Raw genomic sequence first — 25,275 nt, 5'->3', positions numbered from 1 at the left:
GTGGTGGCGTTGCGAACTCCGTGGGGGGATGACGGGGCCACGCAGTACCGGTACACGCGGTGCCGGGAAACGCGGTACCGGGCAACGCGGTCCGGGGATACGGGCGTACGGGCTACGCGCGTACCGGCGTACGGCGTCAGCTCGGACTGCACGAGACCGTCGGCCAGGTCCAGGCGCCGTTGGTCTGGATCGTCACGCCCCAGTTGTTGCCGCTGCCGTTCGGCTTGGCGGTCAAGACCTGGGCACTGGGATACGTGGCGTTGATGTTCCACGTCGCGATGATCTTCTCCGGCGCCGGAACGTTCATCGTCACCGTCCACGAACTGGAGCCCGAGACCGAGACGTTGAGGTTGTAGCGGTCGCTCCACTGCTCACCGGCGGACAGCGCGGCCGTGCAACTGCCCCCGCCTCCGGTGGAGCCCCCGGTGGTGGACCCGCCGGTGGTCGAACCGCCCGTGGTCGACCCTCCGGTGGTGCCGCCGGTGCTTCCCAGCGTGATGTTGGAGTTGCCGCTGCTCTGGTAGCCCTCGGTGGCGAGGATCATGTAGTTGAAGCTGCCGAGACTCATCCCGTGGCTGGCCCACGCGTCGAAGTGGTTGCCCGTGGTGATGGTGCCGCCGGTCCGCTTCGACTGGCGGACGCTCCAGTACTGGTTGAAGGTCCGGGTGCCCTCGATCGACGGGGCGTTGACCCGTGTCGTCTCGTAGATGTCGTACGTGCCGCCGTCGCTGGTGACCGTGCCCTTGTACGTGCCGGTCGGCCGGTAGGTGCCGTAGTTGTCGACGACGTAGTACTCGACCAGCGGATTCGTCGTCCATCCGTACAGCGACAGGTAGGCGTTGCCCGAGGGGTTGAAGCTGCCCGAGTAGGCGACGCTCCGGCGTCCGCCGGTGGCCCAGCCCTTGCCTGCGACGAAGTTGCCGGCATTGCTCCACGAGGTGCTGTAGTTGCCGCCGGAGCCCAGGTTCATGGAGACGGATCCGCCGCCGTCGGTCCAGAACGAGTAGTAGTAGCCGTTGTTGGTGCCGGTCTGGTTCGACGTGATGATCGTGTCGGCGTTGGCGGTGCCGGGCAGGATGAGCGCGGCCGCGCCGACCAGCGCTATCGCGCAGGCGCCGCTGATGAGCAGCCGGAAACGGCTGAGCAGCCCTAACGGCCGCCGTCTGCGGCTCATGTCGGGTGCGGGTGCGGGTGCGTCGTTCATGTGCGTGCTTCCTCCTCGTCTCGTGAGGACCGTCTGCCGCGACAGTGTTGAGCGGAGCACGTCACGTGTCAACACTTTCGGCATCGATTACGAAAGCTTCGCAACCAGTCAGACGTACGGCACCAGCCATTCCCGCAGGCAGACGCGCATCAATAGCCGGAGGAATTGGTTGACCCACAAAACCGCCGACCCGCGAGATCATCCCCAAGGGGATGAAATCCCGAATGTTTCGGAAAGCCTTCCGAGTGCGGGCGCGAGGTCTACGACCGGCGGGCGAGGTCGGCCGAGACGTTGTCCGCGAGACGGCGCAACAGGGTCATGGCGGCCTCGGTCTCCCGGGGCGACAGACCCATCGCCGCGCCTATCGCGGGGGGTACGTCGCGGGCCCGGTCGCGCAGCGCGTCGCCCCGCTCGGTGAGGATGACGCGGACGGTGCGCTCGTCCTCGGCGCTGCGCTCGCGGCGGACCAGGCCGGCCGCCTCCAGCCGCTTGATCAGCGGGGTGAGGGTGCCGTAGTCGAGTTGCAGGGCGGCGCCGACATCCTTGATCGGGACGTCGCCGTGCTGCCAGAGCACCAGCAGCACCAGGTACTGCGGATAGGTGAGGCCGAGCTCGTCCAGCAGCGGACGGTAGCGGCTGGTGACCGCACGGGAGGCCGCGTACAGCGCGAAGCAGAGCTGGTCGTCCAGGAGCAGGGTGAACGCGGGCTCGGCGTCGGCGGCTTCCGTGCTGTCCATGCGGGGCGGCCCTCCTCGGGGACGGGTGACGGGGTCGACCGATCAGCCTAGCTTCACCATGAGGCAATTTCAACGCGCACGATTAGCTTGTACACGAGCTAATCGTGTCCTAGTCTTCTGGGGTGTGGCCGGCTCGCCCTGCCGAGCACGACAGGGCACGGCCGAGCACGATCCACCACGACGCGCCGGCCCGGAGCGCACCCGGAGCCGACGCCCACACCGTCCGTCCCTCCCCTTCCGTCCCACGAGGAGCCCCCGTCATGTCCGAGTCCACTCCCGCAGCACCCGTCCTGGAACCGGCCGCCGCGGAATTCGCCGCCGCCACGGCCAACCCGCCGTATCTGTTCGACCTCGGCCCCGTGGCGGGCCGCAAGACGGTCGACGAGGTGCAGTCCGGCGAGATCGACGCGCCCGAGGTGGACGAGGAGTGGGTGACCGTCGAGGACGGCCCGACCGAGTCCGTACGGGTGCGCGTCGTCCGTCCCAAGGGCGCCGTCGGAACGCTGCCGGTGATCCTCTATATCCACGGCGCGGGCTGGGTGTTCGGCAACGCCCACACCCACGACCGGCTGGTGCGCGAACTGGCGGCCGGTGTCGGCGCGGCGGTGGTCTTCCCCGAGTACGACCTGTCCCCCGAGGCCCGCTACCCGGTCGCGATCGAGCAGAACTACGCCGTCGCCCGCTGGGTCGTCACCGACGGCGCGGCCAAGGGTCTGGACGCGAGCCGCATCGCGGTCGCCGGTGACTCGGTCGGCGGCAACATGGCCGCCGCGCTGACCTTGATGGCCAAGGAGCGCGGTGATGTGCCGCTCGTCCAGCAGGTGCTGTTCTACCCGGTCACCGACGCGAGCTTCGACACCGATTCGTACCACCGGTTCGCGACCGGTTACTTCCTGCGCCGCGACGGCATGCAGTGGTTCTGGGACCAGTACACGAAGGACCCCGCGCAGCGCGCCGAGATCACCGCGTCCCCGCTGCGCGCCACCACGGAACAGCTCACCGGGCTGCCGCCCGCGCTGGTCGTCACCGGTGAGGCCGATGTGCTGCGCGACGAGGGCGAGGCGTACGCCGACAAGCTCCGGCAGGCGGGTGTCGCCGTCACCGCGACCCGCTACCCCGCGATCATCCACGACTTCGTGATGCTCAACGCGCTGCGCGGCACGCAGGCCGCGGAGGGTGCGATCAACCAGGCGGTCACCGTGCTGCGTTCAGCGCTCGGCACCGACTGACCGTCACGGCGGCCCGCGACGCGCTCGCCTGCGCCTCACACCAGCGAGCGCGCCAACGACCGTCCCCACATGCCCATATGGCCGAACGCCTCGGGGTGCCACATCCCCACCCCGAGCACGGGCACCACCAGGAGGATCGCCAGGACGAGTGAGGTCTCCCCCAGGGTGGACAGCTCGTAGCGCTCCACGAGGGTGCCGAGCACCATCAGGCCGACGAAGACGACGACGCACAGGGCGAGCAGGTCACCGATCGCGTACCAGGTCACGGCCTCGGCGCCCGGGTGCTCCCAGCGCGCGTAGGTGAAGCTGGTGCCGGCCAGTATGGCCGCGAGCAGCAGGCCGCAGCCGGTCAGGACGGTGCACCAGGTCGTCCAGACCGGGGCCGGCGGCTTCCGGTCCTCCGGCGGGTCCGCCTCGTCCGTCTCCCGGTCGTCCTTCGAGTAGCCGTCCGCGCGGCCGTCCGCCGTCTTCGGCGTCGCGGCCGATCCGGTCACGGCGTCGGCGGTGTCGTCGGCCGGACCCGGTTCGGGGCCGGGCTCCACGAGTACGCGTACGGCGGCGGCCCGGGCGTCGTACGCCTCGAGCTGTTCGTCGGCGCTCTCCAGCGCGAGGTCGAATTCCCGCAGCCGGGCGATCGCGGCGCCCACCCGGGAGCCCTCGTCGGCCCCGGAGCCGGGACCGTCGTCCACGACCGGGGTGCGGGACGGGCCAGGTCGCGTACGGGCCCGGCCCTGCTCCACGGCCGACCGCCGGACGCCGACGGCCAGCTCCTCCGCCGCCTCTCGTTCCCTGCGGGCTCTGGCCAGCAGGGACTCCGCGGCGACCAACCGGTCCTGGTGGTCGGCCAGTTCCCTGCGCCGCGGCGGGGCGTCGATGCCGACCGCCTCATTCGCCCGGCGCTCCAGGACCGCGCACCACGCCTGGAGGTCGGCGACGAGTCCCATCAGCGTCTGGACGACCGCGCCGATGACCGAGAGCGCTTCCCGTACGAGCAACTGGCTCTTGTGCTCTTCGTCGGTCCCCGCGCCCGACCGCGGTTCCAACTCCGGCACCGCTCCGGCAGGATCCCCCTGCGACATCGACCCGCCCCTGTCCTCGACCGGCTCTTCGGTGCCGCCGCGCCCCCGCGTCGGCAGTCCCCGACGTCCATCAGATCACCTGCTCCGGCGATCGGCCACCCTGTTTCGCGCGCCACGCCGGGAGGGTTTCCCGACGGGTCGGCCGGACTCCGCCGCCGCGGCGGGCGGAATCGGACCGTCCGCCCGCGCGGGCCGCCGGGGCCCGGACATGGCGGGGCGCCTCCCTGCCCGGGGATGGCGGTGCCGGGCAGAAAGGCGCCAGGTGCGCGAGCCGCTGCCGTTAGGGCCTAGCCGGTGATCAGGTCGAATTTCTCCCAGGCGCCGATGGCGGCCCGGTTGGCGACCAGCGGCGCGGCGCCCGCGTTCTCGGCGGTCACGTACTGGTTGGTGGCCTGGGCGCGGAGGCTGACGCTGCCGTCGGAGTTGTGGATAAGGGTGAAGGTCTGGGCGGCGCCGACGGTGGTGGAGTCGGCGATGAGATTGCCGGAACCCGCGCTGACGTAGCGGTTGTTGGCGTGGGCGCGCAGCGCGATGTTGCCGCCGCCCGCGTCGGTCATGTCGAACTGCTCCCAGGCGCCGATGGCGGTCCTGTTGGCGATGAGGGCCGCGGCTCCGGCGTTCTCGGCGGTCACGTAGTTGTTGTTCACGCGGGCGCGCAGGCTGATCACGGTACCGGTGCCGCCGCCCGGTGTGGTGGTCGTCGGCTGGGTGGGGCGGGTCGCGGTGAGGGCGATCTGGCCCTTGAGCATCTTGCCGCCGTCGCCGGTCAGCCGCAGGTAGTAGTCCGACGAGCAGGCCGTGCCGTCCTCGTCCAGCGCCAGGAACCCGGAGTTGGTCGGCACGAAAGCCTGGGACTCGGCGGTTTTGGCGATCTGGTTGCCCTCGTTGTACTCGTCGAACATCGAGATGTAGATGCCCTGCACCCCGGCCCGGCACATGTTGTAGAACTGCCGCCACATGAAGTCGCCGTGCGCGCGCTGGCGGAGTGTGACGGCGCCGGGCAGGACGCACGGCTGGTAGTCGATGCCGTGGGCGGCGCATTCGGCGAGGTCGGGGACGGTCGCCACGTTGTAGAAGTTGTCGGCGTCCGAGACGTTGCCGATCCGGCCGACCATCCACGGCGAGATCATGTTGAACGCGTGGTAGACGTCGCTGAATCCGGCGCGGGAGTCGCGGTCGCCGGTCCGCCACCAGGTGGGTACGCCGCCGATGACGTAACAGCCCTGGGACTTGAACCAGTTGACGACGTCCAGGCAGGGCGCGGGCGCCCACGGGCGTTTGTCGTCGTTGAAGCCGAAGCCCCAGATGCAGACGACCGGCTTGCCGTTCTGCGTCGCGTAGGCGGACGAGGCCGTGTGGGCCTTCATCTTGTTGGTCCAGTCGGTCTTGATCTCCGACTGCATGTTGGTCCAGTCGGTGACGTCGTACATGATGTAGAACTTCCGGCTGTGCGACTCCGCCGCGCTGCGCACCTTGGTGGCCATCGCGTCGCGTGTCGGGCCTTCGCCGCCGACGGGGTTGAAGCGCTGGAGCGCGGCGGTGTCGATGTTGTTCTGCTGCATCCACTGGAAGTGGGTGTCCACGGTCTGCTGGTCGTAGGACGAGAAGAGCGTGGCGGGCTGGCCGTTGCCGAGATTCGCGTAGGCGGTCTGGTACGTCTTGGTGTAGTCGCGCATGTCGGGCCAGGCGACGATGCCGGTGTTGGACGGCGACGGGGGCTGGCTGGAGTTGGGGCTCCAGTGCCACCAGGCGTTGATCGGGGCGCCGTCGCCGATGCAGGCGAACCAGCCCTGATAGCCGACCGTGACCTTCCCGACCACGTCTCCCGGCCCGCTCGCGGCGGGGGCGGCCGACGCGGACGGGGAGACGGCGGACGCCGAGGCTCTCGCGGCCAGGCCCAGGGCGCCGAGGGCGGCGGCGGACGTACCGGCCGCGGTGACGCTCACGAACTTGCGACGTGACACTGCCATGGATGACTCCGAACGGCGACGCGCGGCGGGACCGCCGGGCGTATCGGTGGACTGAGTGTGGGGGTTCATGCTGTTGGCCTGTTCAACAGATGAACTCAGTGTTCCGTGGTGGGCCGCGCGGGGCGCGCGCGGCCAGCCCGGTGAATTCCGCTCGAATTACGCTGACTTGCGGTGGGGTCCGGCGCGCACAGTCCCTTGACACGCGCCTTCACGCCGATCTTCCGTGCACAAGCGGTATCGGGCACGCGTCGATTCAACTGCTGAATCCAATGGTGCGTCAAGGGTCTAGACCTGATTGACGGTTCCTCCGGAATTCTCCCGAATGGCGCCCAGGAAAGGCGCGTTGAACGTCCGTATCGGGCACGAAAGGTCGGAGGGGATGATTCAGATAGTGTCAGGCATCGTCAAATATCTCGGCTGACAATCGGCCCCAGCGTTCGGCCGGACGCGCCGCCGCTCGGCCGACTATTCTCGACAGCGGCAGCGTCGCCACTCATCGCGCCCGTCCGCGACAGCGCTGCCGTACCTTCGCGGCACCTCCGCCGAATCGACGCCTCCCGACGCCTCCCGATGCCTCTCGACGCTTTACCGACAGGAGACAAGCCGGTGCGGAAGACCGAAACGACCTTCACCGCGGGGGATTTAGCCCCGTCACACGTCCTGACCACGATGACCGGGGAGACCGTCGCCGTTCCCGAGGCCGGATATCCGGTGCACCTGCAATTCCGGCGGTTCGCGGGATGCCCGGTCTGCAATCTGCACCTGCGCTCCTTCGTCCGGCGGGCCGACGAGATCAGGGCCGCCGGAATCCACGAGGTCGTGGTCTTCCACGCCCCCGACGAGGAACTGCTCAAGTACGAGGCCGAGTTGCCGTTCGCCGTGGTGGGCGACCCGGACAAGACGCTCTACCGCGAGTTCGGGGTCGAGACCTCGATCCGCGCGGTGGCCGATCCGCGGGTCTGGCCCGCCATCGCGCGCGCGGTCGGCAGCTCGATGTGGGGCACGGTCCGGCGCCGCAACCGTACGGCCCCGGTCGTGCCGACCGGCGGCAGCCTCGGTCTGCCCGCCGACTTCCTGATCGCACCGGACGGCCGGATCGTCGCGGCGAAGTACGGCGAGCACGCGTACGACCAGTGGTCGGTGGACGAAATGCTCGCGCACGCGGCGCAGGCGGCGGCCACGGCGCCGGCCGACCCCACCGAGGCCCCGGCCTGACGGCCGTCGCGCCACGGACCGGCCGGGTCCCCGCGGCGCCGGGCGCGTCCGCTCGGCACGGCGAGCGGCGCGCCCGCCGCACCTGAGGCCGTACGACCGGCCGGCTCCCGTCGTACCGCCCGCCCACGGCACCTCCCGCGCCCTCACGCCGACAGTGCCCGCACCGCCTCCCCGATCTCCTCCGGGGCGCAGGCCGTGGCCAGCACGTCCAGGGACAGGCCCAGCGCCGCCGCCAGGGCGACCACGGTGAAGAAGGCCGGGGTCGGGGCCCGGCCGGTCTCGATCTTGCGCAGGGTCTCCGCGGAGACCCCGGCGGCCGCCGCCACGTCCACCATGCTGCGGTCGCCGCGGGCGTCGCGGAGCAGTGCGCCGAAGCGTTCGCCGCGGGCGCGCTCCTCGGGGGTCAGGGGTGTTCTCACCATGCCCGTGATACTAATACCGGTATAAGTATTGGGCGAGGCCGCGGCCGGAAGGAGTCCGGCCGCCCGCACGACGAGGAGTCACAGCACATGGTGGAGATCAAGACCGACGCGGCGCTCGACGCGATGCGCGAGGCGGGGCGCGTCGTGGCGCAGGCGCTCGCCGCCGCACGGGAGGCGGCGGCCGTCGGCGTATCGCTTCGGGACCTGGACGCGGCGGCCCACGCCGTCCTGGACAAGGCGGGCGCCACGTCCCCCTTCCTCGGCTACCAGCCGTCCTTCGCCCCCTCCCCCTTCCCCGCGGTGATCTGCGCGTCGGTGAACGACGCGCTCGTGCACGGCATCCCCACCGACTACCGGCTGCGCGACGGCGACCTGGTGAGCATCGACTGCGGCGCGGTGCTCGACGGCTGGGCGGGAGACGCCGCGGTCAGCTTCATCGTGGGCACGCCCCGGCCCGAGGACGTGGAGCTGATCGCCGCCACCCAGCGTGCCCTGGACGCGGGCATCGCGGCGGCCGTCGTCGGCCACCGCCTCGGCGACATCTCGCACGCGGTCGGCGCGGTGGCGCGCACGGCGCGCTGCGGCATGCCCACCGACTTCGGCGGCCACGGCATCGGCCGCCAGATGCACGAGGACCCGCACGTGCCCAACCGCGGGCGGCCGGGGCGCGGCTTCCCGCTCCGCCACGGGCTCGTCCTCGCGATCGAGCCGATGCTGATGTCCGGCGGGCGCGACGAATACCGTACGGACCCGGACGGCTGGACGCTGCGCACGGTCGACGGGAGCCGCGCGGCGCACATCGAGCACACCGTCGCGATCACCGAGCAGGGCCCGCGCGTCCTCACGCTCGTCTGATCCGTCCCGGGCGCCGCCGCCCGCCCGCGGTCCACCACCCGTCGGCCGCCCGCCGCTCGCACGTCCGGCGCACGCCGCGTGCCCCGCGGCCGCCCGTTGCCTGCCCGTCGTCCGAAACGGGCACTTCCACGGGCCGTATGGCCAACCACCACACCACCTGATCGCCAACACACCCTCTGAACTGGCACTCTTGCCGACCGGTCCGGGCAACACCGGGCAGTTTGTTGTCCGTTATGGGCCGGTCCCTGTCAAAGTGGCGTTGGTATAACTCTTCCACGGGCAAAACCGGGCACGCCTTGCCCGGACCGGCGAAGAGACAGGTGGTGACCGTGAGAGCACAAGAACGCCAACATCGGATCCTCGCGCTCGCGCGCCACCAGGGTCAGGTCGAGGTCACCGTGATGGCCGCCGATCTCAAGGTGGCGCCGGAGACCATCCGCCGCGATCTGGGCGTACTGGAGAGCCGCGGTCTGGTCCGCAGGACGTACGGCGGCGCCTATCCCGTCGAGGGCGCGGGGTTCGAGACCGACCTCGCCCAGCGGGTGACGCTGCATGTCGCCGACAAGCGACGGATCGCGGCCGAGGCGGTCAAGCTGCTCGGCGAGGCGGAGACCGTCTTCGTGGACGAGGGCTACACCCCTCAACTGCTCGCCGCGCTGCTGCCCAGCGACCGGCCGCTGACGGTGGTCACCGCGTCGTTGACCACCGCGGCGGCCGTCGCGGACTCCGCCAACACCACTGTGCTGCTGCTCGGTGGCCGTGTCCGGGCCCGGACGCTGGCCACCGTCGGCTCCTGGGCCTGCGACATGCTCGCGGGCTTCGTCATCGACCTGGCCTTCGTCGGGTCGAACGGCATCTCCCGCGAACTCGGCCTGACCACACCGGATCCCGTGGTCGCCGACGTCAAGGCCAAGGCGCTGGAGGTCTCCCGGCGCCGGATCTTCATGGGCCACCACAGCAAATTCGGCGCGAGCAGCTTCTGCCGCTTCGCCCAGGTCGGCGACTTCGAGGCGATCGTCACCGACACCGGTCTGTCCAGCGCCGAGGCGCACCGCTACGCACTTCTGGGACCCCGCGTCTTCAGAGTCTGACCCGCGGGCCCGCCCCGCGCCGCTCCCCCCTTCCCCTCCCCCCACCTCCCCCGCGATCTCCGAGCTCCCCGCAGGCCCCGCCCCCCCCCGCAGTCCCGGCGCTCCCCCCGCCTTCCGCACCTCCCCGGTACGCCGATCCGGGCTACCCCCTGCCCTCCCGCACCACGACTCCGCTCCACCCACCCTCATCCCCGGTCATGAAAGGGACGAATCATGACACCGAGAACGAGAAGCCTTCCCCGCCTTCTGCCCCCGCTTGCCCTCGCCGTCTGCGGCACCCTGCTCGCGGCCTGTTCCGGCGCCGGCGGCTCCGGCGGAAGCTCCGGCGGTCACTCCATCAACGTACTGATGGTCAACAACCCGCAGATGGAGGACCTTCAAAAGCTCACCGCCGCCAACTTCACCAAGTCCACCGGTATCAAGGTCAATTTCACGGTGCTGCCCGAGAACGACGTCCGGGACAAGATCACCCAGGACTTCTCCAGCCAGGCCGGCCAGTACGACGTCGCGACCATCAGCAACTACGAGACGCCGATCTACGCCAAGAACGGCTGGCTCGCCCCGCTCACCGCGCACACCAAGTCCGACACGGCCTTCGCGCAGAGCGACATCCTGCCCGCGCTCCAGCAGTCGCTGACGTACAAGAACGACATCTACGCCGAGCCCTTCTACGGCGAGTCGTCGTTCCTGATGTACCGCAAGGACGTCTTCGCGGCGAAGAACCTGACGATGCCCGCCAACCCGACCTGGGCGCAGGTCGCGGACCTCGCCGCGAAGGTCGACGGCGCGCGGTCCGGCATGAAGGGCATCTGCCTGCGCGGCCAGCCCGGCTGGGGCGAGGTCATCGCCCCGCTGACGACCGTGGTCAACACCATGGGCGGCACCTGGTTCGACAAGGACTGGAAGGCCCAGGTCAACAGCCCCGCCTTCACCAAGGCGACGCAGTTCTACGTGGACCTGGTGCGCGCCCACGGTGAGGCCGGAGCCCCGCAGGCCGGGTTCACCGAATGCCTCAACGACCTGGAGCAGGGCAAGGTCGCCATGTGGTACGACGCGACGTCGGCGGCCGGTTCGCTGGAGGCCAAGGACTCCCCGGTGGCGGGCAAGCTCGGCTACGCGCCCGCTCCGGTCGACCAGACCAAGAGCTCCGGCTGGCTCTACACCTGGGCCTGGGGCCTGCAGAAGGCCAGCAAGCACCAGGACGACGCCTGGAAGTTCGTCTCGTGGGCGTCGGGCAAGGGCTACGAGGAACTGGTCGGCAAGCAACTGGGCTGGTCGCGGGTCCCGGCCGGCAAGCGCACCTCCACGTACCAGAACCCGGACTACGTCGCCTCCGCCTCGGCGTTCGCCAAGGCCACCGAGACCGCGCTCGAGGCGGCCAACCCGACGAACCCGGGCATCCAGCCGCGGCCCGCGCCCGGCATCCAGTTCGTCGGCATCCCCGAGTTCACCGATCTGGGCACCCAGGTCTCGCAGCAGATCAGCTCCGCCATCGCGGGCCAGACCAGCGTGAAGAGCGCCTTGTCCGCGAGCCAGAAGCTCGCAGAGAAGGTCGCCGACAAGTACGCGGGCAACTGACCGCCACCGCCCCACCCGACGGTCCCGGCCGCCCCCGGCCCCCCGCACGACGGGGCCGGGCGGCGGGCCCGGGGCGCGAAGCGGAGAGAGACGACTGACACCATGAGCACCCCATCCCTCACCAGACGCATCCGCGCGCCGCAGACCGAGCAAGAGCCTGCGCCGCCCGCCGCGCGCCGCTCCCCCGGCGCCTGGGTCCGGCGGGCCCCGCTGCTGCCGGCCCTGGTCTTCATGATCGTGGTCACCCAACTGCCGTTCGTCGGCACCCTGGTGATCTCGTTCATGCGGTGGAACGCCCTCGACCCCGGTGACCGCGGTTTCGCCGGCCTCCAGAACTACAAGGAAGAGTTCACCGACCCGCAACTGCGCCACGCCCTGACCACCACGGTCGTGCTGACCGTCTCCGTGGTCCTGGTCAGCCTGCTGCTCGGCCTCGGCCTCGCGCTGCTGCTCGACCGGAAGTTCCTCGGCCGGGGCATCGTGCGCACCATGCTCATCACGCCGTTCCTGGTGGTACCGGTGGCGTCCGCGCTGCTGTGGAAGCACGCGCTGTACAACGCGTCGTACGGCCTGATCAACGGCTCGCTCAACTGGCTGTGGAAGCTGTTCGGCAGCGACAACGCGCCGCAGCCGGACTGGCTGTCCACCCACCCGCTGCTGGCCGTCGAGGCGTCGCTGGTGTGGCAGTGGACGCCGTTCATGATGCTGATCCTGCTCGCCGGGCTCCAGAGCCGGCCGATGGACATCGCCGAGGCGGCGCGGGTGGACGGCGCGGGCACCTGGCAGATCTTCCGCTATCTGACCTTCCCGTACCTGCGCCGCTATCTCGAACTGGCGGCCCTGCTCGGGTCGGTGTACGTGGTGCAGAACTTCGACGCCGTGTTCACCATCACCTCCGGCGGTCTCGGCACCGCCAACCTCCCCTACACCGTCTACACGACCTTCTACCAGGCGCACGACTACGGGCAGGCGTCCGCCGCGGGCGTCATCGTGGTCATCCTGTCGATCATCGTGGCCACCTTCGCGCTGCGCACCGTCTCGTCGCTGTTCCGAGAGGAGACCCGGTGATGGCTACCGTCTCCGTGACCACCGCCCGCCGCCGTACGGCACCCGCCGCCCGCAAGGAGCGGCGCAACCGCTCACTGCTCGGCCTGCTGGCCTGGCTTTGCGGGATCGTCTTCTTCCTGCCCTTCGCGTGGATGGTGCTCACCTCCTTCCACAGCGAGCAGGACGCGGCGACCAACCCGCCGAAGCTCGGGGCGTCGCTGACGCTCCACGGCTACCGGGAGTTCTTCGGCTCCGGCACCGGCGTCAGCCCGTGGCCACCGCTGGTCAACTCCCTGACAGCGGCGGCGGTTTCCACCGCCCTCGTACTGGTGCTGTCCTTCCCCGCCGCCTACGCGCTGTCGATCAAGCCGGTGCGCAAGTGGACCGACGTGATGTTCTTCTTCCTGTCGACCAAGATGCTGCCCGCCGTCGCGGGCCTGCTGCCGGTCTATCTGATCGCGAAGAACGCCGGTCTGCTGGACAACATCTGGCTGCTGATCCTGCTCTACACCTCGATGAATCTGCCGATCGCGGTGTGGATGATGCGCTCGTTCCTCGCCGAGGTCCCGGTGGAGATCCTGGAGGCCGCCTCGATCGACGGCGCGGGCCTGCCGACCATCCTGGTACGGATCATCGCCCCGGTCGTCACCCCGGGGATCGCCGCGACCGCGCTGATCTCGTTCATCTTCAGTTGGAACGAACTGCTCTTCGCGCGGGTGCTGACCGGTGTGGTGGCCGGTACCGCGCCGGTGTTCCTCACCGGATTCGTCACCAGCCAGGGCCTGTTCCTCGCCAAGGTGTGCGCCGCCGCCGTCTGTATATCCCTGCCGGTACTGGCCGCCGGATTCGCCGCCCAGGACAAGCTCGTCCAGGGCCTCTCTCTTGGAGCCGTCAAGTGAAAGCAGCCGTCATCAGCTCCCCCGGTGTCGTCGGCATCGAGACCGTCGACGACCCGGCTCCCGGCCCCCGGGACGTCGTGGTCCAGGTCGCGGCCTGCGGTCTGTGCGGCACCGATCTGCACATCCTCCAGGGCGAGTTCGCCCCGACCCTGCCGATCGTGCCGGGGCACGAATTCGCCGGTGAGATCGTCGCCGTGGGCTCCGAGGTCCGCGAGCTGGCCGTGGGCGACCAGGTGGCGGTCGACCCGTCGCTGTACTGCCACGAGTGCCACTACTGCCGGATCGGGCGGAGCAATCTGTGCGAGCGGTGGGCCGCGATCGGTGTGACCGTCCCCGGCGGCGCCGCCGAATTCGCCGTCGCCCCGGTCGCCAACTGCGTCAAACTCCCCGAGCACATACGGACGGTGGACGCGGCGCTGATCGAACCGCTGTCCTGCGCCGTACGCGGCTACGACATCCTGCGCAGCCAACTGGCCAGCCACGTACTGATCTACGGCTCCGGCACCATGGGCCTGATGATGCTGGAGCTGGCCAAGCGGACCGGCGCCGCGACCGTCGACGTCGTCGACATCAACGAGGAGCGGCTGACCACGGCCACGTCGCTCGGCTGCTCGCAGGTGGCGACCAACGCGGACGAGATCGCCCGCCCGCGCGGCTGGGACGTCGTGATCGACGCGACCGGCAACGCGCAGGCCATTCAGGACGCGCTGGACCGGGTCGGCAAGGGCGGCACCTTCCTCCAGTTCGGCGTGGCCGACTACGCCGCGCGCGCGACGATCGAGCCGTACCGCATCTACAACCAGGAGATCACCATCACCGGCTCGATGGCCGTCCTGCACAGCTACGAGCGGGCCGCCGAGCTGTTCGCGGGCGGGGTGCTCGACCCGGAGGTCTTCATCAGCGACCGGCTGCCGCTGGTCGACTACGCGTCGGCGCTCGAGCGGTTCAAGGCAGGCAAGGGCCGGAAGATCCAGGTGGTGCCCTGAGCCCTGCGGGCGCCGCGGCCGTGTCCGCCGGGGAAGCCGATTGTGACCCGGCCGCGGACTTCGACAGGATGGGGCCATGACCGAGATCCGCACGCCCCGCCTGGTCCTGCGCCGCTGGCGCGAGGACGACATCGCGCCGATGGCCGAGATCAACGCCGACCCGGAGGTCATGCGCTACATCGGCGACGGGCAGCCCCGCGACCTGGAGCAGACCGCGGAGTCCATCGAGCGGTGGGAGGAGGAGTGGGACGACGAGGGCTTCGGCCTCTTCGCCGTCGAACTCCTCGCCTCGGGCGAACTGGCCGGGTTCACGGGGCTGTCCGTGCCCACGTTCCTGCCCGAGGTACTGCCCGCGGTGGAGATCGGCTGGCGGCTCGGCCGCCAGTTCTGGGGGCAGGGTTACGCGTCGGAGGCCGCTCACGCCACCTTGGAGTTCGCCCTCCAGGACCGCGGCCTCGACCGCGTGATCAGCATCGCGCAGCTCGGCAACGACGCCTCCGAGAACGTGATGCGCAAGCTCGGCATGGTCCCGGACCGCACGACGACCCACCCGGTGTCCGGCCGCCCGGTGCGGGTGCACGCGATCGACCTGACCGAATACCGGGCCTGAGCCGCGGAGGACCGGGCCCGGATCGGTCGGCCGGCCCGTCGGCCAGGTCGGCCCGCCGGTCGGTCAGTCGGTCCGCCGGTCCGCCGGCCTGTCGGCCTGTCGGCCTGTCGGCCTGTCGGGGAGCGACGCTGATCACATGGACACGTCACAGGCTTTTCACTAAGGTTTGCCTTGCCTAAGGCAAACCGTGTGTTTTTCCCTGCCTGCACACCCGTCGTCGTCTTCGCCCCTTTCCCGCCCGTGGAGTTGTTGACCCATGCCTGCCGTGCCCAGAGCCTCCGCTGTCGCCCTGCTCTCCCTGGTCGTCCTCGGCACGGCCGCCGTCACCGGCTGCGCGAAGAAGAACGACGCCTCGTCCGACGGCGCGATACGGGTGGACGCGGCCGACAGCTCCTGCAAGGTCTCGCGCACGGAGTTCCCCGCCGGTTCCGTCAGCCTGGACGTGCACAACAAGGGCTCCAAGGTCACCGAGGTCTACGTCTACGCGCCGGGCGACCGCATCGTCACCGAGCGGGAGAACATCGGCCCCGGCACCAGCGCCACCATCACCGCGCAGATCAAGGCGGGCACGTACGAGGTGGCCTGCAAGCCGGGCATGAAGGGCGACGGCATCCGGCAGAAGATCACCGTGACCGGCGCCAACGCGCCCAAGCCCGGTGACCCGCGGCTCGACGAGGCCGTCGCCTCGTACCGCAAGTACGCGCAGGAGCAGGCCGACCTGACGATCCCGCTGGTGCAGAAGTTCGCCGACGCGATCAAGGCCGGTGACGTGGCCGCGGCCAAGGCCGCCTTCGCCCCGTCGCGGGTCGGCTGGGAGCGCACCGAGCCGGTCGCCGAGAGCTTCGGTGACATCGACCCGAAGACCGACACCCGCGAGGACGGTCTGGAGGACGGCCAGAAGTGGACCGGCTGGCACCGGCTGGAGAAGGCGCTGTGGGCCGACGGCAAGCTGACCCCCGAGGACAGCACCCTCGCCGACGCGCTGGTGGCCGACCTCAAGGACTGGCAGAAGCGGGTCGGCACCGCCGACATCACGCCGACCAGCATGGCCAACGGCGCCAAGGAGCTGCTGGACGAGGTCGCCACCGGCAAGGTCACCGGTGAGGAGGACCGCTACAGCCACACCGACCTGTCGGACTTCGACGCGAACGTGGCGGGCGCCCGCAAGGCGTACGAGCTGCTGAAGCCGGTCGCCGCCGAGAAGGACCCGGCGCTGTCCAAGACCCTGGACACCGAATTCGCCGACATCCAGACGCTGCTGGACAAGTACCGGCAGGGCGACGGCTTCGTCTCGTACGACAAGGTCACCGAGAAGGAGCGCAAGGCGTTCTCCGACGCGGTCAACTCGCTCGCCGAGCCGCTGTCCAAGCTCGCCGCGGCTGTCGCACCCGCCAAGTAACCCTCGGCGCCCGGCTGCCCGGGCGCCGAAACCGCAGCTCACCGAGCCGTGGCACTCCCGCACAGGGAGGGTCACGGCTGCGGTACGCACGACGCAGAACCGATAGAAGGGCCACCGTTCATGGACGAAGCAGCCGGTACCGGCGGCACCGAGTCCACCCCCGCAGACCCCGAGGGCGCCGAGCCCGCCTCGACCGCCCCACAGGGCACGACCGCGGACACGAGCACGGATACCGACACGAGCACGAGCACCGACACATCCGCGGACGACCGTACCCACCGGGCGCTCAGCCGCCGCGCGGTCATGGGCTGGGCCGGTGCCGGACTCGCCCTCGGCGCGGCGGGCGGCGGCTCGGTCGCGGCGGCGGTGACCAGCGGTACGAACGGCGGCTCCGCGTCCTCCGACGGCTCCGTCCCCTTCTACGGTGAGCACCAGGCGGGCATCGCCACCCCCGTCCAGGACCGGCTGCACTTCGCGGCGTTCGACGTCCTCACCGACGACAAGGCTGAGCTGGCCGCGCTGCTCAAGGAGTGGACGAGCGCAGCCGCCGCGATGACGGCGGGACGCGAGGTCGGCACGGGCGCGGTGGACGGGCCGGCCGAGGCGCCGCCGGACGACACCGGTGAGGCGCTGGGCCTGCCCGCCTCCCGGCTGACCCTCACGGTCGGCTTCGGCCCGAGTCTGTTCGAGCAGGTCGCCGAGGACGGCACGCGCACCGACCGGTTCGGTCTGCGTGCCCGGCGCCCTGCGGCGCTGATCGACCTGCCGCATTTCCCCGGCGACAATCTCGACCCGGCCCGCAGCGGCGGCGACCTGTGCGTCCAGGCATGCGCGGACGATCCGCAGGTCGCGGTGCACGCGATCCGCAATCTCGCCAGGATCGGCATGGGCAAGGTGTCGGTGCGCTGGTCGCAGCTCGGCTTCGGCAAGACGTCCTCGACGACGCCGGACGCGCAGACGCCGCGCAATCTGATGGGCTTCAAGGACGGCACGCACAATGTGTCGGGCACCGACACATCGACGCTGGACGGCCATGTGTGGGCGGGGCCGGGGGACGGTCCCGACTGGATGACCGGCGGCTCGTACCTGGTCGCGCGCCGGATCCGTATGCACATCGAGACCTGGGACCGCGAGGGCCTCCAGGCGCAGGAGGACGTGTTCGGCCGCACCAAGGGCGAGGGCGCGCCGTACGGCAAGCAGCGCGAGCGCGACACGCCCGACCTCGGGCTGATGCCGAAGGACGCGCATGTACGCCTGGCCCATCCGGACAGCAACGCCGGGCAGATGATCCTGCGCCGCGGCTTCTCCTTCACCGACGGCTCGGACGGTCTGGGGCGGCTGGACGCGGGGCTTTTCTTCCTCGCGTACCAGCGCGACACCCGTAAGGCGTTCGTCCCGTTGCAGCGGCGGCTCGCCGCGAGCGACGCGCTCAACGAGTACATCCAGCACGTCGGTTCCGCACACTTCGCCTGCCCGCCCGGCGTCCGGAAATCCGGCGAATGGTGGGGGCAGTCCCTGCTCGGCTGACCCCGCCCCTCCCCCCGACCAGCGTCCCACCCGTCCCGGCCCCTGGAGTACCGCCGTGTTCGCCAACTATCTGATCGGCCTGCGAGAGGGCCTGGAAGCCAGCCTGATCGTCTGCATCCTGATCGCCTACCTGGTCAAGTCGGAGCGGCGCGAGAGCCTGCCGCCGGTCTGGACCGGCATCAGCGCCGCCGTGCTGCTGAGCTTCGGCTTCGGCGCGCTGCTCCAGTTCGGTTCGTCGGAGCTGACCTTCAAGGCCCAGGAGGCGCTGGGCGGTTCGCTGTCCATCATCGCGGTCGCGCTGGTCACCTGGATGGTGTTCTGGATGCGCCGCACCGCGCGGCATCTGAAGGCCGAGCTGCACGGCAAGCTGGACGCCGCGCTCGCGATGGGCACGACCGCGCTGGTCGTCACGGCCTTCCTGTCCGTCGGCCGCGAGGGCCTGGAGACGGCGCTGTTCGTGTGGACGGCCGTGCAGTCGAGCGACGACGGCGTCCGTCCGCTGATCGGCGCGATGCTCGGTCTGGTCACCGCCGTGATCCTGGGCTGGCTGTTCTACCGGGGCGCGGTGCGGATCAATCTGGCGAAGTTCTTCACCTGGACCGGTGCCATGCTGGTCGTGGTCGCGGCCGGTGTGCTCGCGTACGGTCTGCACGACCTCCAGGAGGCGGGCTGGATCGGCGGCCTGAACAGCCTGGCCTTCGACATCAGCTCCACGATCCCGCCGGACAGCTGGTACGGCACCCTGCTCAAGGGCGTCTTCAACTTCCAGCCGGACCCGACGGTGCTCCAGGTCTGCGCCTGGGGCGTCTACCTCGTGCCCACGCTGTACTTCTTCTTCCGCCGCTCCGGCGGTCGCCCCGCCCCGGCCGCGCGGGTCTCCCCCGAGCCGTCGCAGCCGGAGACCGCGCGCTGACCTGAGGCACCGGCCCGCTCCGGGACCGCGCGCTGACCTCAGGCACCGGCCCGCTCCGGGACCGCGTGCGGTCCCGTGGCCGGGGCCCGCGCGCGGCCGACGGACGTCACCGGTGGCCGCGGATCGTGTGCGGGACGTAAGGCGCTTCGAGACGGGCGATCTCGTCGTCGGTGAGGGTCACCTCGACCGCGCCGACGGCGTCGTCCACGTGGGCGAGCTTGGTGGCGCCGACGATGGGGGCGGTCACGGCCGGTCGGCTGAGCAGCCAGGCGAGCGCGATCCGGGCCATGGGCACGCCGCGTTCGTCCGCGACGGAGCGGACGGCGTCGACCACGTCGAAGTCGGCCTCGGTGTAGAGCTCGTCGGCGTAGGCGTCGCTGCCGGAGCGTACGGTCCTGCGCTCGCCGTCCCTGCCGCGTGATCCGGCGAGCAGGCCGCGGGCCAGCGGGCTCCAGGGGATGGCGCCGACGCCCTGCTCCCGGCAGAGCGGGATCATCTCCCGCTCCTCCTCGCGGTAGACGAGGTTGTAGTGGTTCTGCATCGACACGAAGCGCGGCTGTCCCGCCGCCTTCGCCGTGTACTGGGCGGTGGCGAACTGGTACGCGAACATGCTGGACGCGCCGATGTAGCGGGCCTTGCCCGAGCGGACCACATCGGCGAGCGCCTCCATCGTCTCCTCGATGGGGGTCTCGTAGTCCCAGCGGTGGATCTGGTAGAGGTCCACGTGGTCGGTGCCGAGCCGACGCAGTGAGGCGTCGATGCCCGCCAGGATGTGCTTGCGGGACAGCCCTCCGTCGTTGGGGCCCGGTCCCATCGGCAGGCAGACCTTGGTGGCGAGCACGTAGTCGTCGCGGTGGGCGAAGAGCTTGCTCAGCAGCCGTCCGGTGATCTCCTCGCTGCGGCCGAGCGAGTACATGTCGGCGGTGTCGAAGAACGTCACACCGCCTTCGACGGCCCGCCGCACCAGAGGCTCGGACGCTTCCTCGTCGAGCATCCACGCCCGGTTGGCCGGGTCGCCGTAGCTCATCATCCCCAGGGCGATCCGTGACACCTTCAGGCCCGTCGTGCCCAGCCGGGTGTACTCCATGCCGTCTCCTCGCGTCGTGGTCCCCTTGTCCACGGGTACCCCGGCCGACCCGGATCAATATTGCTGTTCCGGCAACAATGTTTGCTGCCCGCACGTCAGGTGTCCGATGCTCCGTGCTCGGAGGTGGTCACCATGACTGACAAGGTGAGCGGGAACGGAAACGGGCAGGCGGCGGCGCGTACGGAGGCGGCCGGGGAGCGGCGCTTCGACGTCGTGGTGGTCGGCGGCGGGGCGGCCGGGCTGAGCGCGGCCCTGACGCTGGGCCGGGCGCGCCGCTCGGTGCTGGTGATCGACGCGGGCGAGCCGCGCAACGCGCCCGCCGACGGCATCCACAACTATCTGGGCCGCGAGGGCGCGACGCCCGCGGAGCTGCTGGCCACCGGCCGGGAGGAGGTGGCCCGCTACGGCGGTGAGACCGCCGAGGGCCGGGCCGTGTCGGCCGCGCGGCTCGACGGCGGCGGCTTCCGCGTCGGGCTGGACGACGGCTCAGCGGTGCGCGCCGAGCGGCTGCTGCTGGCGACCGGCCTGGTGGACGGGCTGCCCGAGGTGCGGGGGCTGGCCGGGCGGTGGGGGCGCGAGGTGCTGCACTGCCCGTACTGCCACGGCTGGGAGGTGAGCGGCCAGGCGATCGGCGTGCTGGGCACCGGCCCGCTGGCGGTGCACCAGGCGCTGATGTGGCGGCAGTGGAGCCAGGACGTCACCCTCTTCGTGCACACCGCGCCCGAGCCGGACGACGAGCAGTACGAGCGGCTGGCCGCCCGCGGGATCGCCGTGGTCGAGGGCGAGGTGGCCGCCGTGGAGGTGACCGACGACCGGCTCACCGGTATGACACTGGCCGGTGGCCGGGTGATCCCCTGCCAGGCGCTGGTGGTGTCCACCCGCCTGGACGCCAGGACGGATCTGCTGGCGGACCTCGGTCTGACCACGGTCGAGCAGGAGATCGGCGGGGTGCCGATCGGCACCCGGGTCGAGGCCGATCCGACCGGCGCCACCGCCGTGCCGGGCGTCTGGGTCGCGGGCAATGTGGCCTCACCTGTCGAGATCCTCATCGGCGGCGCCACGGCGGGTGTCAGGGCCGCCGCGGCGATCAACGCGGATCTGACCGAGCAGGAGACGCTGGCCGCGGTGGCCGCGCGCCGCGCTTCGGCGGGTGCCGCGCCGACCGCGTAGGGCGCGCGGCTCCCAGCGGTACGAGGACGGCACCGAGCGGTACGAGGACGGCTTCCAGCGGTACGAGGACGGCACCGACCCGTAAGGGAACGGCGCGCCGACGCCACCGCGCGGACGACGGCGACACGCCCGTGCGGGCACGCTCCACGAAGATCACAAGACTCACGAAGGGCAAGGACAGGCCGATGACCGACAACACTCCGGCGACCGAGGAACTCCAGGGCGAGGAGTTCTGGAACGCCCGCTACTCCGGGAGCGAGCGGATCTGGAGCGGCGATCCCAATACGGTCCTGGTCCGCGAGGTGGCCGGGCTGCCACCCGGCAGGGCGCTCGACCTGGGCTCCGGCGAGGGCGGCGACGCGATCTGGCTCGCCCGGCAGGGCTGGCGGGTCACCGCCACCGACATCTCGGGGGTCGCGCTCGACCGCGCGGCGCGGCACGCCGAGGAGGCGGGCGTCGGCGACCGGATCGACTGGCAGCGGCACGACCTCGGCGTGTCCTTCCCCGAGGGCGCGTTCGACCTCGTCTCGGCCCAATTCCTGCACACCCCGGGCGAGATGCCGCGCGAGGAGATCCTGCGGACAGCGGCGGCGGCCGTCGCGCCCGGCGGCGTCCTGCTCGTCGTCGGCCACTCGGGCTTCCCCGCCTGGGAGAAGAACCCGCACCCCGAGGTGCATCTGCCCTCGCCGCAGGAGGTGCTGGCCTGCCTCGAACTGGCGGACGGCGCGTGGGAGGTGCTGCTCTGCGCGGAGCACGAGCGGATCCAGAACGACCCCGACGGGCGCCCGACCACGCGTACCGACAACACCGTGAAGGTCCGCAGGCTCCCCGTGTCCGGCTGACCCGGCGCACGACACGCCGGGCGGCACCCGGACCCGGCGCACGACACGCGCGACGCGGGCGGGGTCGCGGACTTCGCGCCTCCCGCCCGCCCGGCGTTCGGCGACACGGGGGGTCTTCACCCCCTGGTCGGCATGGTGTCGGCTATCAGTGGGAACCTGTGCGGCATGACGGAGATCGGACTGCCCCATGGCGTACGAGCGTGCCTCTTCGACCTGGACGGCGTGCTGACGCCGACCGCGCTAGTGCACGCGGCCGCGTGGAAGGAGACCTTCGACGACTTCCTGCGGGACAGGGACGGCGAGGGTTTCCGCCCCTTCGACGCGAAGGCGGACTACGACGCGTACGTGGACGGACGTCCGCGCGCCGACGGCGTGCGCACCTTCCTCCAGGCCCGCGGCATCGAACTGCCCGAGGGCGAGGACGGCGACCCACCGGACCGGCAGACCGTCAACGGCCTCGGCAACCGCAAGAACGACGTCGTGCTGGAGAAGATCCGCACCGAAGGCGTACGCCCCTACCCCGGCTCGGTGCGCTATCTGGAGGCGGTACGGGCGGCGGGTCTGCGCACGGCGGTGGTGTCGTCCAGCGCGAACTGCCGTGACGTGCTGGTCTCCGCGGGCATCGAGCACCTGCTGGACGTACGGGTGGACGGTGTTGTCGCCAAGGAGCGGCATCTGCCGGGCAAGCCCCACCCGGACACCTTCCTGGCCGCGGCCGAGGAACTGGGCTTCGACGCCGCCCGCGCGGCGGTCTTCGAGGACGCGCTGGTCGGCATGGACGCGGGCCGCTCCGGGCACTTCGGCTTCGTCGTCGGCGTGGACCGGGTCGGACAGACCGACGCGCTGCGCGAGCACGGCGCCGACACCGTCGTGAAGGATCTCGCCGACCTGATCGGAGTGACCGCGTGATCACCGACCCCGCCTACGAGGTCGCCCCCTGGAGCCTGCGCGAGTCCGAACTGAATCTGGACGTGCTGCCGCAGAGCGAGTCCGTCTTCGCCGTCTCCAACGGGCACATCGGCTGGCGCGGCAACCTCGACGAGGGCGAGCCGAACGGCCTGCCCGGCTCGTACCTCAACGGGCTGCACGAGACGCACCCGCTGCCGTACGCCGAAGCGGCCTACGGCGACCCGGAGTCCGGGCAGACCGTCATCAACGTCACCAACGGCAAGATCATCCGGCTGCTGGTGGACGACGAGCCGTTCGACCTGCGGTACGGCACGATCCGTTCGCACGAGCGTGAACTGGACCTGCGGGCCGGGGTGTTGCGCCGGGTGTGCGAGTGGGTCTCCCCCGCGGGCCGCGCGGTGCGGGTGCGTTCGACGCGCATGGTGTCCTTCACGCAGCGCGCGGTGGCCGCCGTCGCGTACGAGGTGGAGCCGCTGGACGGCAGCCTGCGGGTGGTCGTGCAATCGGAACTGGTGGCCAACGAGGAGGTGCCGCGCAGCGAGGGCGACCCGCGGCGGGCCGCCGCGCTGGAGAACCCGCTGGTGCCGGAGGAGAACTTCGCGTCCGGCACCCGGCTGCGGCTGGTGCACTCCACGGCCCGCAGCGGACTGCGGCTGGCCGCCGCCGCCGATCACCGCGTGGACGGCCCCGAGGCGACCACGAAGGTCTCCTCGGAGTCCGACGACGACGTCAGCAGGCTCACCATCACCTCCGTACTGGAGTCCGGGCAGCGGCTGCGGCTGGAGAAATTCGTCGCGTACGGCTGGTCGGCGACCCGGTCGCTGCCCGCGCTGCGCGACCAGGCGGACGCGGCGCTGGTCGGCGCCCGCGACACCGGGTGGGACGGCCTGCTGGAGCAGCAGCGCGCCTACCTGGACGACTTCTGGGACCGGGCGGACGTGGAGGTCGACGGCGACACCGAGATCCAGCAGGCGGTGCGCTTCGGGCTCTTCCACGTCCTGCAGGCCGGTGCGCGGGCCGAGGAACGGGCGATCCCCGCCAAGGGCTTGACCGGCTCCGGCTACGACGGTCACACCTTCTGGGACGCCGAGACGGCCGTGCTGCCGGTGCTGACCTTCACCGCGCCGCGCGCGACCTCGGAGGTGCTGCGCTGGCGCCACAACACGCTGCCTGCGGCCCAGGAGCGCGCCCATCAACTGGGCCTGGCCGGTGCCGCGTTCCCGTGGCGGACAATCAACGGCGCCGAGGCGTCGGGGTACTGGCCCGCGGGCACGGCGGCCTTCCACATCAACGCCGACATCGCCGACGCGGTGGTGCGCTATGTGACGACCACCGGCGACCGGGACTTCGAGGAGAACATCGGCCTCGAACTCCTCGCGGAAACCGCCAGGTTGTGGCGGTCCCTGGGTCATCACGACCACGCGGGGGCCTTCCACATCGACGGCGTGACCGGGCCCGACGAGTACAGCGCGATCAGCGACGACAACGCGTACACCAACCTGATGGCGCAGGCGAATCTCGTCGCGGCGGCGGACGCCGCCGAGCGCCATCCGCGCCGGGCCGCCGAGTTGGGCGTCACCGACGAGGAGACGGCGGCCTGGCGGGACGCGGCGGCGGCGATGTCCCTGCCGTACAACGAGGAGCTGGGGGTCCACGAGCAGTCCAAGGGCTTCACCCGGCACCAGGTGTGGAACTTCGCCGAGACCGATCCGGCGCACTATCCGCTGCTGCTCAACTACGCCTACTTCGACCTGTACCGCAAGCAGGTGGTCAAGCAGGCCGACCTGGTGCTGGCGATGTTCCTGCGCGGAGACGCCTTCGAACACGCCCAGAAGGTACGGAACTTCGCGTACTACGAGCCGCTGACCGTCCGCGACTCCTCGCTGTCGGCGTACTGCCAGTCGATCATCGCCGCCGAGGTCGGCCATCTCCAACTGGCCTACGACTACCTCGGCGAGTCGGCGCTGATCGACCTCGGCGACCTGGAGAACAACTCGCGCGACGGCCTGCACATCGCGGCGCTCGCCGGTACGTGGACGGCGCTGGTGTCGGGGCTCGGCGGGATGCGGCTCTTCGACGGCGACCCGATCCGCTTCGCGCCCCGGCTGCCCGACGCGCTCAGCCGGATCGCCTTCCGGCTGGCCTTCCGCGGGCGCCGGCTGCACGTCGAGGTCACCAGGAGCGAGGCCACGTACACCCTCGCGGAGGGCGAGCCGATCGAGGTCCTGCACTACGAGAAGTCCTTCATGCTGACCGCGGAGCACCCGGTCAGCCGCGACCTGCCGGAGATCGAGCACCGCCCGCAGCCCTCGCAGCCCCCGGGCCGGGCGCCGCGCCGCCGCAATCAGCGGCCCGGCTAGGGCCGTCCGGGGAACGCAGTGGGGTGGGGGCGCGGGGGGGGGGGGGGCCCCCCCCCCGCGTTAGTGGTCGACAAGGCAGGGGGCGGCTCCGGGGTGGGGAAGCCTCTGGACGCGGCTGACGCCAACCGCCCCGCACCGGCGGGGGC

Annotated in this window: 22 protein-coding genes; 16 read left to right on the top strand and 6 right to left on the bottom strand. The window is 71.0% G+C overall.

The window, feature by feature from the left end; genetic code table 11:
• Nucleotides 1-136: 136 nt before the first annotated feature.
• On the bottom strand, nucleotides 137-1,174 hold the full coding sequence (locus tag ACFZAM_RS26640) for a glycoside hydrolase family 11 protein (RefSeq protein ID WP_391050051.1): 1,038 nt from the start codon (nucleotides 1,172-1,174) through the stop codon (nucleotides 137-139).
• 290 nt (nucleotides 1,175-1,464) lie between these two features.
• Entirely contained in the window at nucleotides 1,465-1,941 is a 477-nt protein-coding gene (locus ACFZAM_RS26635; RefSeq protein ID WP_355349192.1) for a MarR family transcriptional regulator, read from the bottom strand.
• Between the two features lie 260 nt (nucleotides 1,942-2,201).
• On the opposite strand from ACFZAM_RS26635, the gene ACFZAM_RS26630 reads away from it, so the two are divergent.
• Nucleotides 2,202-3,170: an alpha/beta hydrolase fold domain-containing protein gene (locus tag ACFZAM_RS26630; protein WP_391049830.1), complete on the top strand. Its 969-nt coding sequence runs from the start codon at nucleotides 2,202-2,204 to the stop codon at nucleotides 3,168-3,170.
• A gap of 35 nt (nucleotides 3,171-3,205) precedes the next feature.
• On the opposite strand, the gene ACFZAM_RS26625 is transcribed toward ACFZAM_RS26630, so the two are convergent.
• Together ACFZAM_RS26625 and ACFZAM_RS26620 are read right to left on the bottom strand one after the other, a co-directional pair.
• On the bottom strand, nucleotides 3,206-4,249 hold the full coding sequence (locus ACFZAM_RS26625) for a hypothetical protein (RefSeq protein ID WP_391049828.1): 1,044 nt from the start codon (nucleotides 4,247-4,249) through the stop codon (nucleotides 3,206-3,208).
• Between the two features lie 287 nt (nucleotides 4,250-4,536).
• Nucleotides 4,537-6,219 (bottom strand): xylosidase, encoded by a 1,683-nt coding sequence (locus tag ACFZAM_RS26620; RefSeq protein WP_391049827.1) that lies wholly within the window; start codon nucleotides 6,217-6,219, stop codon nucleotides 4,537-4,539.
• Nucleotides 6,220-6,825: 606 nt separating this feature from the next.
• On the opposite strand from ACFZAM_RS26620, the gene ACFZAM_RS26615 reads away from it, so the two are divergent.
• Nucleotides 6,826-7,434 carry a redoxin domain-containing protein gene (locus tag ACFZAM_RS26615; protein WP_391049825.1) on the top strand — a complete coding sequence of 203 codons (609 nt, stop codon included), beginning with the start codon at nucleotides 6,826-6,828 and terminating at the stop codon, nucleotides 7,432-7,434.
• Between the two features lie 143 nt (nucleotides 7,435-7,577).
• Here the strand turns inward: ACFZAM_RS26615 and ACFZAM_RS26610 are convergent, their stop codons facing one another.
• Nucleotides 7,578-7,856, bottom strand: a complete 279-nt coding sequence (locus tag ACFZAM_RS26610) for a helix-turn-helix transcriptional regulator (RefSeq protein ID WP_355349207.1) — start codon at nucleotides 7,854-7,856, stop codon at nucleotides 7,578-7,580.
• 87 nt (nucleotides 7,857-7,943) lie between these two features.
• Between ACFZAM_RS26610 and map the strand changes: the two genes are divergently transcribed.
• The 10 genes from map to efeU all read left to right on the top strand — a co-directional run bounded on the left by map (nucleotide 7,944) and on the right by efeU (nucleotide 18,761).
• Nucleotides 7,944-8,711, top strand: a complete 768-nt coding sequence (gene map, locus ACFZAM_RS26605) for a type I methionyl aminopeptidase (protein WP_355349210.1) — start codon at nucleotides 7,944-7,946, stop codon at nucleotides 8,709-8,711.
• A gap of 329 nt (nucleotides 8,712-9,040) precedes the next feature.
• Nucleotides 9,041-9,802, top strand: coding sequence for a DeoR/GlpR family DNA-binding transcription regulator (locus ACFZAM_RS26600; protein ID WP_188284604.1), 762 nt, complete (start codon nucleotides 9,041-9,043; stop codon nucleotides 9,800-9,802).
• A gap of 213 nt (nucleotides 9,803-10,015) precedes the next feature.
• A complete protein-coding gene (locus tag ACFZAM_RS26595; RefSeq protein ID WP_391049822.1) occupies nucleotides 10,016-11,380 on the top strand; it encodes an extracellular solute-binding protein in 1,365 nt (454 codons plus the stop codon).
• Between the two features lie 102 nt (nucleotides 11,381-11,482).
• Complete coding sequence (locus ACFZAM_RS26590; RefSeq protein ID WP_355349217.1) at nucleotides 11,483-12,448, top strand: sugar ABC transporter permease; 966 nt, start codon at nucleotides 11,483-11,485, stop codon at nucleotides 12,446-12,448.
• Nucleotides 12,448-13,326, top strand: coding sequence for an ABC transporter permease subunit (locus ACFZAM_RS26585; protein WP_391049820.1), 879 nt, complete (start codon nucleotides 12,448-12,450; stop codon nucleotides 13,324-13,326). The genes ACFZAM_RS26590 and ACFZAM_RS26585 overlap by 1 nt, the downstream gene beginning before the upstream one ends.
• Nucleotides 13,323-14,312 carry an alcohol dehydrogenase catalytic domain-containing protein gene (locus ACFZAM_RS26580; RefSeq protein WP_391049818.1) on the top strand — a complete coding sequence of 330 codons (990 nt, stop codon included), beginning with the start codon at nucleotides 13,323-13,325 and terminating at the stop codon, nucleotides 14,310-14,312. Before ACFZAM_RS26585 ends, ACFZAM_RS26580 begins: the two co-directional genes overlap by 4 nt.
• Before the next feature lie 76 nt (nucleotides 14,313-14,388).
• The gene (locus tag ACFZAM_RS26575; RefSeq protein ID WP_391049816.1) at nucleotides 14,389-14,922 is read left to right on the top strand and encodes a GNAT family N-acetyltransferase; all 534 of its coding nucleotides are present in this window, start codon (nucleotides 14,389-14,391) and stop codon (nucleotides 14,920-14,922) included.
• Nucleotides 14,923-15,178: 256 nt separating this feature from the next.
• The gene (efeO, locus tag ACFZAM_RS26570) at nucleotides 15,179-16,321 is read left to right on the top strand and encodes an iron uptake system protein EfeO (RefSeq protein ID WP_355349227.1); all 1,143 of its coding nucleotides are present in this window, start codon (nucleotides 15,179-15,181) and stop codon (nucleotides 16,319-16,321) included.
• Between the two features lie 120 nt (nucleotides 16,322-16,441).
• Nucleotides 16,442-17,848: an iron uptake transporter deferrochelatase/peroxidase subunit gene (gene efeB / locus ACFZAM_RS26565; RefSeq protein ID WP_355349230.1), complete on the top strand. Its 1,407-nt coding sequence runs from the start codon at nucleotides 16,442-16,444 to the stop codon at nucleotides 17,846-17,848.
• A 55-nt stretch (nucleotides 17,849-17,903) separates the two neighbouring features.
• Nucleotides 17,904-18,761, top strand: coding sequence for an iron uptake transporter permease EfeU (gene efeU, locus ACFZAM_RS26560; RefSeq protein ID WP_391049813.1), 858 nt, complete (start codon nucleotides 17,904-17,906; stop codon nucleotides 18,759-18,761).
• 106 nt (nucleotides 18,762-18,867) lie between these two features.
• On the opposite strand, the gene ACFZAM_RS26555 is transcribed toward efeU, so the two are convergent.
• A complete protein-coding gene (locus ACFZAM_RS26555; protein WP_391049812.1) occupies nucleotides 18,868-19,848 on the bottom strand; it encodes an aldo/keto reductase in 981 nt (326 codons plus the stop codon).
• Between the two features lie 132 nt (nucleotides 19,849-19,980).
• Here ACFZAM_RS26555 and ACFZAM_RS26550 point away from each other — a divergent pair, with 132 nt between their 5' ends.
• From ACFZAM_RS26550 to ACFZAM_RS26535, 4 genes are all read left to right on the top strand, one after another.
• Nucleotides 19,981-21,018 carry an FAD-dependent oxidoreductase gene (locus ACFZAM_RS26550; protein ID WP_391049810.1) on the top strand — a complete coding sequence of 346 codons (1,038 nt, stop codon included), beginning with the start codon at nucleotides 19,981-19,983 and terminating at the stop codon, nucleotides 21,016-21,018.
• Nucleotides 21,019-21,203: 185 nt separating this feature from the next.
• Nucleotides 21,204-21,860, top strand: a complete 657-nt coding sequence (locus ACFZAM_RS26545) for a methyltransferase domain-containing protein (protein ID WP_391049808.1) — start codon at nucleotides 21,204-21,206, stop codon at nucleotides 21,858-21,860.
• A 165-nt stretch (nucleotides 21,861-22,025) separates the two neighbouring features.
• A complete protein-coding gene (locus ACFZAM_RS26540) occupies nucleotides 22,026-22,769 on the top strand; it encodes a beta-phosphoglucomutase family hydrolase (RefSeq protein ID WP_355349243.1) in 744 nt (247 codons plus the stop codon).
• Complete coding sequence (locus ACFZAM_RS26535) at nucleotides 22,766-25,129, top strand: glycosyl hydrolase family 65 protein (protein ID WP_391049805.1); 2,364 nt, start codon at nucleotides 22,766-22,768, stop codon at nucleotides 25,127-25,129. Before ACFZAM_RS26540 ends, ACFZAM_RS26535 begins: the two co-directional genes overlap by 4 nt.
• Nucleotides 25,130-25,275 lie beyond the last annotated feature (146 nt).

The sequence above is a fragment of the Streptomyces sp. NPDC008079 genome (genome assembly GCF_042957385.1).
GTDB lineage: Bacteria > Actinomycetota > Actinomycetes > Streptomycetales > Streptomycetaceae > Actinacidiphila.
This window is presented reverse-complemented; position numbering and strand designations above follow the sequence as displayed.